The organism is Mesobacillus maritimus (assembly GCF_044803185.1).
Classification (GTDB): Bacteria; Bacillota; Bacilli; order Bacillales; family Cytobacillaceae; genus Mesobacillus_B; species Mesobacillus_B maritimus_B.
Window position 1 is genome coordinate 4,869,121 of the sequence record NZ_CP085225.1, and the last position, 16,056, is coordinate 4,885,176.

Genomic DNA, 16,056 nt, shown 5'->3' on the forward strand with positions numbered 1-16,056 from the left:
GCAAACAAATTTCATCATTTAACTTAACAATAAGATGACTAATTAAATGAATATATATTGGGAGGTTTTCAGCTTGAAAAAGGTTCTCACTTACGGAACATTTGATTTACTCCACAACGGACATATTAATCTATTAAAGAGAGCAAAAGACTTAGGAGATCATTTAACAGTAGCGGTATCTACTGATGAATTTAATGCAATTAAAAATAAGAAGGCTTACCATTCTTTTGAGAACAGAAAGTTGATTTTAGAATCCATCCGTTACGTCGATAAAGTCATCCCTGAAAATGACTGGGATCAAAAGGTACAGGATGTTATTGAGAATGATATTGATATTTTTGTGATGGGTGATGACTGGGAAGGAAAATTCGATTTCTTAAAGGAATATTGTGAAGTAGTATACCTCCCAAGAACTGTTGGGATTTCTACAAGTAAAATTAAGGATGACCTTTTTAAAGTTACGAATGGCTAGGGAATTTGGGATATTTCTTTATCTTCGGTTCATTGCACTAATATTTTCTTTTTACCGCCCTTTTCCGGTAAAAAGAAAAGTGGTTATGGTCGTATCCTTTGCCGAAAACAACCTAGAAATATATAAGGAAATGAAAAAACATTCTATTTCATACAATACTGTTTTTTTAACCCCCAAAAAGGAGTATCCTAGCTTTAGTAAATTTAACGAAGCTACTACCTTATTATTCGATATTAGATACTTTTTTCAATTCCTACGTGCGATGTATCATTTATCAACAGCAAAGGTCATTTTAGTTGATAATTATTACGGCTTCCTTGCTTCAGCACGATTTAAAAAAGGGGTGAAATGCATCCAGTTATGGCATGCAAACGGGGCAATAAAAAAATTTGGTCTTGAGGATCACTCCATCCATACCCGAACTAAGAGTGCGAAGATGAGATTTAAAAAGGTATATGATAAATTTGACCATGTCATTGTAGGCTCAGATGCAATGGGTGAAATATTTAAGCATGCATTTGGTATCGATGAAACGAGAATTTTAAAAACAGGATTCCCTAGAACTGATGTATTCTTAAAAGAAGATGAGCAAGAAAAGGCTATAGAAAAAGTGTATACAGTATATCCTGAATTGCAAACGAAAAAGGTCCTCCTCTATGCACCAACCTATAGGGATGAGGAGCTTCATTCATTTGAGCTTAAACTAAACCTTGAAGCTTTAAAAATGGAATTAGGCAATGATTATGTCCTAGTACTAAGGCTCCACCCTGCTGTAATTAATGACATTGGGTTAGACAATAAATTAGATGGATTTGTTGTCAACTGTTCCAATTATCCTAACCTTAATGATTTACTCTTTATTACAGATATCTTGATTACTGATTATTCTTCCATTCCATTTGAGTATTCATTTTTTTCTAAACCAATGATCTTTTATCCCTATGATTTAAGTGATTATACTAAATCAAGAGGACTCTGGGAAAATTATGAGAAATTAGTTCCTGGACCAATTGTATATTCAACCGAAGAATTGATTTCAATAATAAAAGAAGATGATTTTGATTACGCCCGTTTAGTTGAGTTCCATCTTAAATGGAACCAATATTCTCAAGGGGAATCTAGTAAGAACATAGTAACATTCCTTACTAATTACCTGGAAGGAAAGGGAAAGAAAATTTATTCATCCTAGTAAACCAATTTAAGTAAAAAAGGCCCTTATTACTAAGGGCTTCTTTCTTTTTACTTTTCTGTTAAGAAACTTACAAGTCCATTATAGCACTACTTTTATCTGTTTTCTTTGGTTATAATAATTACTGGTAAGGTTCTAGTAGACAAATTACTACAAAAACTGATAACTTTTGAAATAGTATTGTATCCAATTCTCGAGTTTAGTACGAGATTCAGAAACCCTAAATAATTTTATCGTTTTCTGAAATATACGGGCTTAACGTTCGAAAGGTCCCCCTATTGTTCAACTTAAGAGAGCTTTTTCAGGATACATACTCACAAAAAACCATAAACTTGAGCATATCCATTGCTTAACAGCCAATGGACTGAAGGAGAAAAATATATGTTTAGTATATACAAGGAGATGTGGGAACGGCGCTGGATGCTCCGCACTTTATCCTTACATGAAATGAAACGGGAATATGCAGGTACTCTTTTAGGATTTATTTGGGGACTAGTTAACCCCTTAATGCGTATAGCAGTATTTTGGTTTGTCTTTAGTATTGGTGCACGGGCTGGTAGCCCAGTCAATGGTGCCCCTTATTTTGCTTGGCTAGCTGTTGGAATGATATCCTGGTTTTTATTAAATGACGGGTTTAGGCTATCGCAAAAGTCTTTTCGAAGTAAAAGAGGTCTCATTAAAAATACTCCTTTTCCTATAGCAATTTTGCCGGCAGTTCAAATACTATTTTCTTATTATACACATCTTATTTTACTTGCTGTTATTCTACTTGTAATGGCCTTTACACTTGATACTTTCTCTGCTTACTGGCTACAAATCATCTATTACGATTTTGCAGCCCTAATGCTATTACTTGGACTTGGAACGGTCACAGCTCCTCTTGTTGCAGTCAGTAAAGATTTTGGTCGATTTTTAGATACGATTATGGTATTTCTCTTCTGGATGACACCAGTTTTCTGGTCAATTGATAATCTTGGCTCCCTTGCAACTGTAATAAAACTGAACCCTTTTCACTACATCGTCCAAGGCTATCGAGATTCAATATTGTTCCAAATAGGATTTTGGGAGCAACCTATTTATACATTGTACTTTTGGATTTTAGTTATAGTCCTTTTAATACTCGGAAATTATTTGTATAAGCGAATGAAACCTATATTCCTTGATATAATGTAGCTTTTAATCGCGAAAGGCGGTTTAACCATGAATATTGCGGTCAGCGTTGAACATCTGACTAAAAAATATAAATTATATGAAGATAAATGGGGGCCCATAAAGGAAGTTATATCAAAAAAGAAACTTCATAAGGATTTTCTTGCTTTAAAGGACATCTCCCTCGACTTTCCTAAGGGCGAGGCAATTGGTGTGCTCGGTAAAAACGGATCTGGCAAATCAACTTTATTAAAGATTATTACCGGTATCGCTGATCCAACTGCCGGAAAGATTACCGTAAATGGGTCTCTTGTGTTCCTGGATGTGAGTTCTGGCATTGACTCAGAATTAACAGGATACGAGAACATATTTATGAAAGGAACTTTACTTGGTTATTCAAAAGAAGAAATGCTGACAAAAGTAGATGATATCATTGAGTTTTCAGAATTAGGAGAGTTTATTAACCAACCGGTTAAAAATTATTCTTCCGGAATGAGATCAAAACTAGGATTTGCAATTTCTGTTAATGTTGAGCCCGATATACTTATTGTGGATGAGGCCTTGGCAGTAGGCGATTCTGCTTTCAGACAAAAATGCATGAATAAAATGAATCAATTTAAGGAATTAGGCAAGACAATCATATTTGTTAGTCATGACCATCATGCTGTAGAGTCATTTTGCTCAAAGGCAGCATGGATTCATCAGGGGGAGTTAATTACTTATGGTGACTCCAAGTTAGTTGGTTCAATATACAATGACTTTATGGCTGGAAGAAAAACGTTAGAAACCGTAAAATCTGAGCTACTATTCAGCCATGCGATTGAGTCTGTTTCACCTTGCATAACTGAAAAAGGGCATTTTTCTACTGAACTCAAAGGCTATTTATACCAAACCGATACGAACGAAGCACCTCCTTTTGAATTGGTTCTTAGAGATAAACGGACCGGAGAATATAGAAGCAAAGCGATTACCTTAACAGACTATAGTGGGGATTCTTCCCTGCCTGAAAAGATTAGAAACAAGGCTGGTCTCAACATTCTCTTAAGTGAAGAAGACTTCCCTAACTTTTTTAAGCCGGGGAATTACCTTTTAGCGGTTCGCTATAAAAACAATCACGATGAGTGGATTGAGTTTCCTTTAAGAGCAGGCAGCTTTACAAAGATAAATATCGAGGAACCTGTAGACAGTCTAAATGGACGTTTCAAATACAAAGTTAATATAAACAATAACCAGTTTATATTGAAGATTGAAAATCGGGATACTGTACAACAGCAGGTTAACAAAATCTGGTTTGAAGATAAAAAATTGCATATAGAAGGGGTCGCCTTTGTAAGAGGATATGAAACCCCAAAAGCAAACGATATCTCAATCAATTTACAGCTGGTGAATTTGGAAACCTTTGAAAAAAGGGAATATCCTGCGGACATAAGGGAAACCGAAGAAATAACTGAAAATCCATCCTTTAATCCACAAGGGAAAAATTATAATTTTTCAGAATTCAAGGTCGAAATTGAGCTTGAAGAACTTAATTTTGGAAAATATGAAGGTAAGTTAACATATCGAATGAACCAACATCCCTACTATGAATTGATCATATTAGTATGGGCTTCCAAGCGAAATGAATATCCTTCAGAGCCTCACCTAATTGCTGAACGAGAAATAAGAGTTCAAACTGAGACGAAATATCTACAATTAGAGGTAAAGAAGCCTGGACATGAGGAGTAGTTAATAAATGCCTAATAGGAATATCGTTTTTGTACTAAATGAATATAATGGCCATGGCGGTGCCCAACGTGTGGCATCAATCCTTGCTGATGAATTTGTTCAAGACGGACATAATGTTGCCGTTTTAAGTATTAATGAGCAGCAAAACCAACCAAGTTATTTCTCAGATAAGGTCAAAGTCCATGTATTACACAAGGATGGATATCGTGCACCAATTGCAAAGGAGATTTCATCTAATCTTAAAGCATTGAAGTTAAAAGCAGTACTTGCAGAATTAAAAAGACGTACTCAATTAAAGAAAAGAAGGAAAGATGTTGAAAAGATCTTTTCAACATATGGAGATAGTGAGGTTTTTGTAATTGTTATCCAAGTCTGGGGGATGCAATGGATTGAACCCTTACTATATAGACCAAATATAAAAATCATTGGTCAAAGTCACGAAAGTCATATAGCCTCAAAAGGGTCACATCGCTATAAGAGACTTTTAAAATATTATAGACAGGTGTCAAAATTCCTCCTTTTATCTAAAAAGGACGCAGAACACTTTGAAAATCAAGGTTTTATTAATACAGATGTAATGTATAATCCTAGTCCTTTTCGAGAATATACACCCCCAAATGAGTTGTATTCAAATAAAAAAATTGTTTCTACTGGGAGGCTAATCGAAGATAAAGGGTTTGATGTATTAATTGAGGCATTTGCTAAGGTAGCTCCAGATATTCCTGAATGGAGTTTACATATATATGGAGAAGGTCCTGCTAAAAAACAGTTACAATCATTAATCAAAGCATTAGGAATGGAACAACGAATTGTTTTAGAGGGACCAACATCGGAAGTTAAATCTATACTAAGAAATTCTAGTTTTTTCGTTCTAACTTCAAAAGCAGAAGGTTTACCTATGTCCCTAATTGAAGCTCAATCCTGTGGACTTCCATGTATATCAACGGATTGTGCACCGGGTATACGTGAGATTGTTAACGAATATAACAATGGGTATATTGCTCCGATAGGGGATGTGCCTGTTATATCAAGGCAGATAAAGCGAATTGCTTCTGACCCTAACTTGTTCAACTCCCTTAGTATAAATGCATTTAATGACAGTGCAAAATTTGAAAAAGAGGAAATCAAAAACCAATGGTATAGCCTTTTTGAAGAACTGGGAGGAAGTCAACATGGAAAGTAATATGAAAGTTCATAAGCACCCCAAACTCTCGGTGGTTGTCATTGCCTATAATAATGAACTGTATATTGAAGAAGCTCTTGAATCCTTACATGAACAAACATATAAAAATATAGAAGTAGTGGTAGTCAATGATTTTTCTACCGATCGTACTGGCGAATTAATTGATCGCTTTATTGAAGGAAAACCAAAATTTAAAGCCATTCACCGTAATCAAAATAGCGGTGGATGTAGTACTCCCCGAAACATCGGTATTGAAAATACCACCGGTGAGTATGTCATGTTTCTAGACGGTGATGATTGGTATACAATGGATGCATGCGAAAAGATGGTTGCTGCCATTGAAAGGACAAAATCGGACTTTGTGGCCGGACAAGCAATCCGAACCAATAACTATCAAATCTGGTATTATAATCAGATTTACTCGGTTGAGCGAACAAATATTAATATTCGCGAATTTAACATGTTACTATTTGACAGTCTGTCTGTTAATAAAATTTACCAACGCTCATTTTTAGAAAAGCATAAGCTTCGCTTCCCAGAAGGAATTCATTACGAGGATGTTGTTTTTACGGGACAGGCTTATTTTTTAGCAAACTCGGTTAGTATTATTCCAGAGCTAATTTATTACTGGCGGGTAGTAGAAAATGCTGATGTCAAATCCATTTCAAATCGTCGGTTTGAGTTTGACAACTTTAAAAATCGTATTATATCACATCGGCTTTATGATAAATTCCTAAGAGAAAGTGGAAATATCCTTTACCAAGGTCATAAAAATAATCGATTCTTACGCCATGATCTGAAGTTATATACCAATGACTATTTGCTTTTTGATGAGGACTATAAAGAAAAATTCCATCATTTGATTTATGAGTACTTACATGAGGTTATGGACGAATATGCCTTTCTCAACCTTCCAGAGAAAGAACGGATTATGTTTTATCTACTATATATAGGAGATAAAGAAGCCTTTCAAGATTATGTATCCTATATAAACGGACATCCAACGAACTCCAACAGAATTTATGCTGTAGGATCTAAGTATTATTTTAAGGCGTCTGTTCAAGGACCAAATAATGAGAAGTTTCTCCGAATTAGTCGATTAGAAGTTGATTTTACGATTCGTGATATTCTATTAAAAAACGATGAGTTATCTTTCAAGGCTGATGTAGATGTCTATTCAATTGAGCCATCGGATCTATCCCATTATTGGGAACTTAAAAACAGACATACAAAAGCTATAATCCAATCGAATCGTACAAAGGATGGACGTATCAGCTTCGATTTAGGAAATACTACTCCTGGTAATTACTACTTGTCTTTGTTTGTTAGACATAAGGGAAATCGACATAAGGAACTTGTAAAAGCCACAAAAATCTCTAACTTGCCGAATTTGAAAGTTGAAGATCGAGTTTTATCTAAGGCTCTATTTATCAATAACAAAAATTCATTTGCAGTAAAAGTATTACCTTTAAAGAAAATAGATAAAATTAAATGGGTGTTCCAGAAGAGAAACTTGCCTAAAAAGAAAAAAATGGGTCGTTTTCAAACTACCCTAACCAGGTATTCAAAAGGATTATTTAAAAGGCTACCTGTACGTTCAAACTGGGTTCTTTTTGAAAGCCATATGGGCAAGCAGTATAGTGATAGTCCAAAGTATATATATGAGGAAATGTATGAGACAAAAAAGAATTATAAATACATTTGGTCTTTTGAAAAACCTGAATCGGTCGATATCCCCGGTCCAGCCATTAAGGTTGAAAGGAATACACTTAAGCACTATTATTACCTTGTCCGTTCTAAATTTTGGGTCGATAATCAGGGAATTGCTCACCTAGCCCCGAAGAAGAAGAAGAAGCAAGTATACTTACAAACCTGGCATGGGACACCATTGAAAAAAATGGGATATGATCAAAAGAAGTTACCTAGCCCAACTGAACTAAAAAGGCTTAAAATTCAAACCAAAGCCTGGGATTATTTTATTTCCCCTAACCCATATAGTACGGATATTTTCAAAAGATCATTTAGATATGATGGGGACATAATAGAATCTGGTTATCCACGAAACGATATTTTAATTAACCAACCTGAAACGGCTGTTCAAAAAGCAATTGAGTATTTTGTAATACCATCAGGGAAGAAAATTATTTTATTTGCTCCGACATTCAGAGATTGGGATCCAAACTCGTTTCAGAAAACACTGAATGATATACATTATTTAAGTAAAGAAATCGGAAATGAATCAATCCTATTATTACGACTTCATTACTTATTATTAAACAGGCTGAACGAAAGCGACCTACCGGAAAATGTTATAAACGCATCAACCTACCATGATATTCAAGAACTATATCTGATATCGGATATCCTTATTACCGATTACTCTTCGGTAATGTTTGATTATGCTCTACTTAGACGACCAATTATTCTCTATTGCTACGACCTACAGGAATACGTATCTCGTAGGGGAACATACTTTGACCTTCAGGAAAAGGCCCCTGGCCCTGTTTGCAATACGATTGAAAATGTTCTTTACTATCTCAAACACCCTGAGTCCTTAAAAGAATACAATCACGTATTAGAGGGCTTCTCTCAAGAATTCGGCGGTATTGAAGATGGAACGGCCACACGTAAAGTCATAGAGCGTGTCTTTAATTAAGAGTAGTAAAAGAGTTGCAATATGCAGCTCTTTTTCCTTTAATATGTTGATTAGAGGTGAATCAATTGTCTGTACTTGTTTCAGTTATTATACCCGTCTATAATTCTTCCCCTTATCTTGAGTCGTGTTTACAATCGGTACTAAACCAAAGCTATCAACAAATAGAGGTAATAGTCATTAATGACGGGTCTACTGACAATAGTCAAGAAATCATTGAACAATTTATCAAAAAAGATAACCGCATAAAAGGGCTCACGCAAGAGAATCATGGATTGGGCTATACGCGCAACAGAGGGATTCTCCAAAGCAAAGGTAAGTATCTTTTCTTCCTAGATTCTGATGACGAATTACCGGTAAATGCCATTAATACATTAGTAAGCTCAGCATTAAAATATGATGCAGATTACGCAGTCGGAAAGGTACTCCGTTTCAACACGAATCGTCGGTACATCCCACTAAGACATAAAGAATTTAATTTGTATGATAAAAACGGAGCGGCAACACTGCTCGAAAAAAAAGAATTACTCCAGGACAGTATTGCCTGCAATAAGCTATGGAAAAAGACATTTATCACCAACGAGCAGCTGTTATTTACAGAGGGCAAATATTATGAGGATATGGTGATGACCTTAAAAGCTGCTGTCCTTGCAAAAAAGATTGCTATAGTCAAAGAAACGGTTTATCTTTGGCGGGTTCGAGATAATGAAGATAACCCTTCTATTACTCAGCAGCAAATGAAGCTTGATAACACAAGTGACCGACTGAATGCACTTGAAGCGAACCGAAATTGGTTGATAAGGGAAGGGATTTCCGATGATATTGTTGCAGAACATGATTTAAAAGCATTGCTCGATATTATCAGACTACATGTCCTTAAATTCTCACTGATTGATGCGGTAGATATAAAGGAATGGAAAAATAGAATCATATCCTTCCTTAAACAAATTCCGAAGGAGGTGCCCCAAAAGCTCCCGAGTAAGGAAAAAAGACTGTATAATCTTTTAATGAATGAACAATATTCTGATCTTGAGTTATTCTCCCAAATGTATACAAACACAGAAATGTATCCGATTGTCAAACAGCAAGGGATACAATTTTTCATTCATGGTGAGAGTCAAACCTATGATGTAACTTACGATCTTAAACCGACAATGATAATGAGGGAAATTAATAACAATGGTGGATACCAGCAACTGATGGGCGAAGTGATTATTCCTAAAGCCAGTATTCAAACCTCAGGCCATTTTTATGCAGTAAATAGGGATACTAAAGAGGTCGTTAAACTTGGTCCCATAGAGTTTGAATCTAAAGGGATCAATCAGATTTATAGCTATGAAAATCAACTAGTTAAGATTACATTGAACCCTCACGATTTCCCAAAGGCAATGGTACAAGGAGAATCTATCTACGATTTTTATTTCCGGTTATCGTGGAATGATCAACAGCATCGACCAACAAGAGTAAGAGTAGACATATCGGCAACATTCCCAGTTTCATTTACTTTGAAGCAGTTATATCTTTCTTTTTACCGAACAAATAACGGCAACCTGAGTATGAAGGTTACTAGAGCAAGCTTAAAGACAAGGCTTAAAAGTCTGCTAAAAAAGTCACTTTAGTTCAAGATGTTCGCCAATCAAAAAAACCCTCTACTCCTTATAAAATGGAGTAAAGGGTTTTTTCTCTATCTATAATTTGGGACATCATAATAAAGTGTATAATTGTCTAACAAATTATATAAATTATAGATAGAATCTACTTGCTTATATGCCCAGCCTATATCCGTTGCATATTGGTGCCATGGGTTTACAGGATTCCATCTCATTTTGTATAAAGTATCCTGTTGGAAAGTGTCATTATAGATATAGCCATTGCTAATAAATTTTGCACCGCCAACGATGGCTGCTTCAGGTGTAAACCAGCCATTTTCATAAGCTGTTTTTGCACCACAGGTAAGCGGGCAAGAATCATAAGCTCCATATCCATACATATTGTAGACGACACTACCGTTATATTCTACACCCTGTGCTAGAGTGGATGTACCATTCCCTGTTTCTAACAATGCATGAGAAATAAGGTAAAGTTCGTTAATATTATTCTCGTGAGCTGCATCAATGAATGCTTTTCCTTCTCCAGCCAAAATCCCTTTTCCTTTTAGGATTTTCTCATTTACTTCAGTTGATGTTAGGTTGGCTGGCTTGGACAATTTCAAAAATTGGAAGTACTCTTTACTATCCATTGAGAAATTATTTGGATTTAAATAAGATTGTACGTCTGTTGATGTTGCATTTTGCCAAGTCATTCTTACTTCTACCCAATCCTCCGTTTTCCGGATAACCAAAACATTAGTGCCTTTATTTACCCGCTGGGAGATGGAACTAGTTGCCGATGGACCTGTTCTTACATTCACATTATCACCAGTAACTATTTGCTTTTCCAAGTCTACATAGTCTACGTGAATATATCGAGGTTCATTTCGGTATTTATCTGTCTGAGGACTCATTTGCATTTGTTTATTGAGCATTTCATTAAAAGTTTGAAGGTAATCGGTATACATAACTTGTGGTCCGGTTTTTACCTTAACTGCCTTTGCATCCCAACCAAATTTGTTTTCGATTCTGTTAATGGCATTAACAACAGTATCGTACCCAGTAAACTCCTGTGTGACAATTTGATAGGAAAACTGATCTAATGTATGGGCATTAGCAGTCCATTGCTTACTCTTAAAATACTCAAGACCCTTATTCATTAAATCCTCGCCTGCCACAGGCTCAGTTTTAATATTGAACTTGTTATAGCCTTTTTTACCAGTTGCTTCATACTTTGCTGCGAGATTGTTTTTCTTAAAGTACTCAAGACCCTCATTTATTTTGGTCATTCCTACTAATGGTTCGGATACAATCTGGTATTTATCACCACTTTGTCCTCCAACCGTTTTATAAGTTACTGACCAGTTCTGCCTATTAAAAAATTCAAGACCCTTATAAAGATCTGATCCCTTAACTGGATCTGAGTGAATTTGAAACTTTGTATAACCCGTTTGCTTTGTCTTCTGGGACTCTACGTTCCACCTGTTTTGCTTAAAAAAGGCTAAACCTGTATTTAACTTGGATTTCCCTATGATTGGCTCAGACACTACTTGGAATTTGGTATAGCCTTTATCTCCAGTTGCCTGATGATTTACCTTCCATCTCTTTTGGTTAAAAAAGGCTTTAGCTGCATTTAGCTTGGAATTCCCTAGGACTGGCTCAGAAACAATATGGAACTTGGTATACCCTTTATCTCCAGTTGTCTGATGCTCTACCTTCCATTTCCTTTGATTAAAGAAGGCCTTACCTGCATTTAACTCAGCCTTACCTAGGACTGGCTCGGAAACCACCTGAAATTTTGTATATCCTGTTTTCCCAGTTTTCTGGTGTTCTATATTCCAATTTTTCTTTTTGAAAAATGCTTGACCTGCATTGAGCTGAGACTCCCCTAGGACCGGCTCGGATACCACCTGAAATTTTGTATATCCTGTTTCCCCAGTTTCCTGGTACTCTGCGTTTAAACTTTTCTGTTTAAAAAACTCTAAACCTACATTTAGTTGTGAATTTCCTAGTATAGGTTTTGATACAAGCTGGAATCTTCCATTGCCAAGTGACTTATAACCTGCCTGAAGCCCTGTTGCTGCTTCAAACTGCTGTACCATCTGCTTTACGGTTACTTCGCTATTATAAAATCCACTTGTTAGTTGATAATAATTTTCCGGGTCTCCCCAACCTTTATAGGTACCTTTTATTCCAGTAGCTGATTCTAACTGACGAAGGACCTCTTTTACAGCTGCATGTCCATTATAAAAGCCACTTGTTAGCTGGTAGTAATCTTCTGGGTCTCCCCAGCCTTCGTACGTCCCTTTTATTCCAGTAGCTGATTCTAACTGGCGAAGGACTTCTTTTACAGCTGATTCACCATTGTAAAAGCCACTTGTTAGCTGGTAATAGTCTTCCGGGTCTCCCCAGCCTTCGTACTTCCCTTTTATTCCAGTAGCTGATTCTAACTGGCGAAGGGCTCCACTTACAGCCGATATACCATTAAAATAGCCACTTGTTAGTTGATAATAATTTTCTGGGTCTCCCCAACCTTTGTATTCACCTTTTATACCAGTAGCTGATTCCAACTGACGAAGGACCTCTTTTACAGACCCTTCACCATTATAGTAGCCACTGGATAGTTGGTAATAATTTTCTGGGTCTCCCCAACCTTCATATTTCCCTGTAATACCAGTACTTACCTCTAATTGTTGAAGAGCCTTTTTGACTGATTCTTCACCATTAAAATAGCCACTTGTTAGTTGGAAGTTGGTATCAGGGTCTACCCATTTTTCGTAATCCCCTTTTATTCCAGTGGATGATTCAAATTTTTCTAGTACTTCCCTTACGTTTACTTCACTATTGTAAGCACCGCTTATAATTTGAAAACTATCCTCTGGATCTCCCCAACCTTCATAATTTCCTTTTATTCCCGTTTTCGCCTCTAATTGCTGCAGTACTTCCTGCGCTGTATTTTCGCCATTGAAATACCCGCTCACAATTTGATAGTGATTTACTTTTTGATACTCTCCTGTCCAGCCAGTTTCAGTTTTCAACTGATTTAAAGCATTAATTACTTCACTTTCATTCTTGAATGGCTGAATTTCAATATTATAAGTAGAAAGATCTGTATAGGCGACGGATTTCTGTGGAAAAACAGCTATAGATGAAACTAATAGAGTTGTAGTGACTAGCTTAGTCCATAACCTAGACTTCAAGCATTATCTCCCCCTTATCTCTTATTTATCGACACTATTATACATTCTATCTATAAATCTCATATTTCTCAATGCTAAATTTAGACATTATTTTTGTTTTTCTATTTTAAGCTAGACCTAATGTACTTTTATGATAAAGGTACTATTTAGATTATTTTTCAAAAAACCAAAAGGTGGCAATCACTTATGAATTGCCACCTTTTTTCCTTAATATGAAATTGCCCTCTTGCTTTGATTGCTCCAAATTTTATTAAAATCACTTTTAGCCATTTTAACTTCTTTTTTGCCTGTCCAAGGATCATTAAAGTAATAGCTATGTTGATCGTACCCAGTTAGGACCAAAGCATGTACAGAAAAGCCATGCATTGGAGATACCCAAACTACGACAGGTTTGTTATTAAATAAATATTTTTCAATACTAGCATTACTTTTACCAGTAAGGATTTCAGCACTTCCTGCATATTTTTTTACTAGTCCTGTTAATGCTGAAGGATAAATGGTCCATCCTCTTTTCGTAAAAGGGTCGCCCACATATCCATAATTAGGATCCCAAGGATGTCTTGGCATTTCTTTCGCCAATTTTACCTTATCGGCTTTAGCGCCTTTATACTGTAACATCATGGTAACAGCAGTTATTTCACAACCTGTAGGTAATTCAGGCAACTGACTTACTAGTGGTACATTTAGTTTTACTCCTGAAATTCGAGATCCGTGGTTTCCATAACTAGTATTTGAATAATACTCATACGTTGTAAGGATTTGTTGTGTCCCTTTTTCTCGTTTACTAGCCTTTGTTATAGCCCCCGTTGCTCCATTTAGATTGAAAAGAAACTTTATGTTTTTCCCATGTGAGCCGTAAGTTGTACCTGGGTAATATTCATAAATGGAAAGTATCCGTTGGGAGCCTTTTTCCCGTAGACTAGCATTCGTCAGATACCCAGAATGAGGTGTAAGATTGAATAAAAACTTAATGTTCTTTCCATGGGATCCATAAGACGTATTTGGGTAATACTCATATACCGTAAGAACTCGCTGTGTCCCTTTTTCACGCAGACTAGCGTTTGTTAAAGCCCCCGTGCGATTTAGATTAAACAAATACTTTATATTTTTTCCATGTGTCCCATAAGATGTATTTGAGTAATATTCATAAATCGTTAGAACTCGCTGCGTAGCATTCTCTCGCATACTTGCACTAGTTAAGTCCCCCGAATCATTTAGGTTAAATTGAAACTTAATATTTTTCCCATGTGGTCCGTAAGAAGTATTTGGATAATACTCATAAACCGATAGGATACGCTGTGTCCCTTTTTCACGCAGACTTGCATTCGTCAAATAACCGGAACGGTGATTTAGATTGAATAAATACTTGATGTTATTCCCATGTTCTCCATAGACAGTTTGAGGATAATATTCATAATGCTTATTTATCCTTTGGGTTTGTTCATCAAGCTGTGAAGCACTTACTATATAACCGTTACTATCTAGTTTAAAACGATATTTTATCTTTTTATCGGCATCTTCAATAGAACTATTTGAATAGTATTCCCTAATTTCTAGCAGATTGCCCCCTGAGTATACTTCAGCGTAAACAAGTTGGTTCTCGTTGTTTAGGTAAAACTTTGTATCCTCATTAACAACTACACTTTCCGAAGAACTAGTTAGCATCGTCACCTCTTCAGAATTTGTACCTACGTCCCTTCCTTCAGGTTCAGAAAACTGCTCCTCAGTTTGATTCTCTACATCCAAACTATTACTCTCAATTTTTCGCTCATTCACACTTTGCGGCTCTATTTCTTCTTTATCATCAGGGATTACCTGTTCTTCTTTTTGTTCACCTAAGGTTTCCTCCTTAGGTGGGTAGGAATCTTTATCTTCAATTACTGTCGTTTCTTCTTTATCAGTATTTTCTTCTATCTCAATTATTATATTTTCATTGTTTTCTTCTTGAGATTCGCCTATAACACTAACTTGACCATTAGTAGAGTCATAATTCCCCTCTGCTTGTACAACATTGCTTAATGGCGTGATAATTAGCGAAAAACTAATCAATGCAAAACCAAGTTTTTTCTTTGCCATGCCTTCTCCCTTCTTTATCTACCAAAACCTTTTTTTCGTAGACCCTCGCTTTTTATTTTGTGACTTCTGAAATGAAATGTTAATAGGATACTAGTTCCTACTATAAAACAGCTTATTGCTTCCACTCAACTAAGTTTACAGCACAAATATTATTATAAACTATTTCATATGTAACGAATTGATTATTATATTAAAATTCTTTCGAAGTTCATCAGCAGCTTAAGAGATATGAAGGACATTAAGGATCCCGAGTGTTATAAGTCTTTAGGGGTTATAATTCAGGTTATAGTGTGCGCTGTAGCGATTGGTTTCACTTCGGAGATGGAAGGGAGCTGTATTGCCAGAACTCGGAATGGATTAGTATATTCCAACGAAACCTATCATGTTAATATTAAGAATTAGGGGAAGCCAAAGTAGGTTGCGGGCTTCCCCTTTCTTTGCGCCATTATTTCCATCAGATAATGGATAAAGAACTTCATTTGTAACTTCGCTATATAGTGAATACCTTCCGAATATCAATCTTTAAATCTTCTAATAGACGCTCAACGGTGATCTCCTTATCAAAATTCCCTTTTTCATACGTTTTTTTCAGCAAATCAAAAAACTTGTCTTGATTAGGTTGTATTTCAGAATTTTGCTTATCCAACTGTCTTGGCCCCCAATACATTAATGACATTATTCTAGTAGATTCGCTATAATTTGTAAATCTTTAGCCAATGGTAATAGTTTCATAAATGGGATGGGTGCGTTAATATATCGGGTTGGGGACAGGGGTAGATGCGTGTGAAGAATTGAAATGTTCTAGATAAACAAAAACAAT

At 35.9% G+C, this 16,056-nt stretch carries 10 protein-coding genes; 7 read left to right on the forward strand and 3 right to left on the reverse strand.

Translation table 11 applies throughout. The annotated features are described in order from the left end of the window. Positions 1 to 73 precede the first annotated feature (73 nt). The 7 genes from tagD (at position 74) to LG336_RS23685 (ending at position 9,990) form a co-directional block, all read left to right on the forward strand. Positions 74 to 472, forward strand: coding sequence for a glycerol-3-phosphate cytidylyltransferase (gene tagD, locus LG336_RS23655; RefSeq protein WP_404329926.1), 399 nt, complete (start codon positions 74 to 76; stop codon positions 470 to 472). Beyond that, on the forward strand, positions 465 to 1,661 hold the full coding sequence (locus LG336_RS23660) for a CDP-glycerol glycerophosphotransferase family protein (RefSeq protein WP_404333270.1): 1,197 nt from the start codon (positions 465 to 467) through the stop codon (positions 1,659 to 1,661). The genes tagD and LG336_RS23660 overlap by 8 nt, the downstream gene beginning before the upstream one ends. Positions 1,662 to 2,042: 381 nt before the next feature. Then, entirely contained in the window at positions 2,043 to 2,834 is a 792-nt protein-coding gene (locus tag LG336_RS23665; protein WP_404329927.1) for an ABC transporter permease, read from the forward strand. 27 nt (positions 2,835 to 2,861) lie between these two features. Further along, the gene (locus LG336_RS23670; RefSeq protein ID WP_404329928.1) at positions 2,862 to 4,535 is read left to right on the forward strand and encodes an ABC transporter ATP-binding protein; all 1,674 of its coding nucleotides are present in this window, start codon (positions 2,862 to 2,864) and stop codon (positions 4,533 to 4,535) included. A 7-nt stretch (positions 4,536 to 4,542) separates the two neighbouring features. Next, entirely contained in the window at positions 4,543 to 5,718 is a 1,176-nt protein-coding gene (locus LG336_RS23675; protein WP_404329929.1) for a glycosyltransferase family 4 protein, read from the forward strand. After that, positions 5,708 to 8,374 (forward strand): CDP-glycerol glycerophosphotransferase family protein, encoded by a 2,667-nt coding sequence (locus LG336_RS23680; RefSeq protein WP_404329930.1) that lies wholly within the window; start codon positions 5,708 to 5,710, stop codon positions 8,372 to 8,374. Before LG336_RS23675 ends, LG336_RS23680 begins: the two co-directional genes overlap by 11 nt. Positions 8,375 to 8,439: 65 nt before the next feature. Beyond that, positions 8,440 to 9,990, forward strand: a complete 1,551-nt coding sequence (locus tag LG336_RS23685) for a glycosyltransferase family 2 protein (RefSeq protein ID WP_404329931.1) — start codon at positions 8,440 to 8,442, stop codon at positions 9,988 to 9,990. 65 nt (positions 9,991 to 10,055) lie between these two features. Here LG336_RS23685 and LG336_RS23690 read toward each other — a convergent pair whose 3' ends face one another. From LG336_RS23690 to LG336_RS23700, 3 genes are all read right to left on the reverse strand, one after another. Beyond that, a complete protein-coding gene (locus LG336_RS23690; protein WP_404329932.1) occupies positions 10,056 to 13,160 on the reverse strand; it encodes an N-acetylglucosaminidase in 3,105 nt (1,034 codons plus the stop codon). 207 nt (positions 13,161 to 13,367) lie between these two features. Next, positions 13,368 to 15,236: a C39 family peptidase gene (locus tag LG336_RS23695; RefSeq protein WP_404329933.1), complete on the reverse strand. Its 1,869-nt coding sequence runs from the start codon at positions 15,234 to 15,236 to the stop codon at positions 13,368 to 13,370. Positions 15,237 to 15,726: 490 nt separating this feature from the next. Beyond that, positions 15,727 to 15,882: a hypothetical protein gene (locus tag LG336_RS23700; protein WP_404329934.1), complete on the reverse strand. Its 156-nt coding sequence runs from the start codon at positions 15,880 to 15,882 to the stop codon at positions 15,727 to 15,729. Positions 15,883 to 16,056 lie beyond the last annotated feature (174 nt).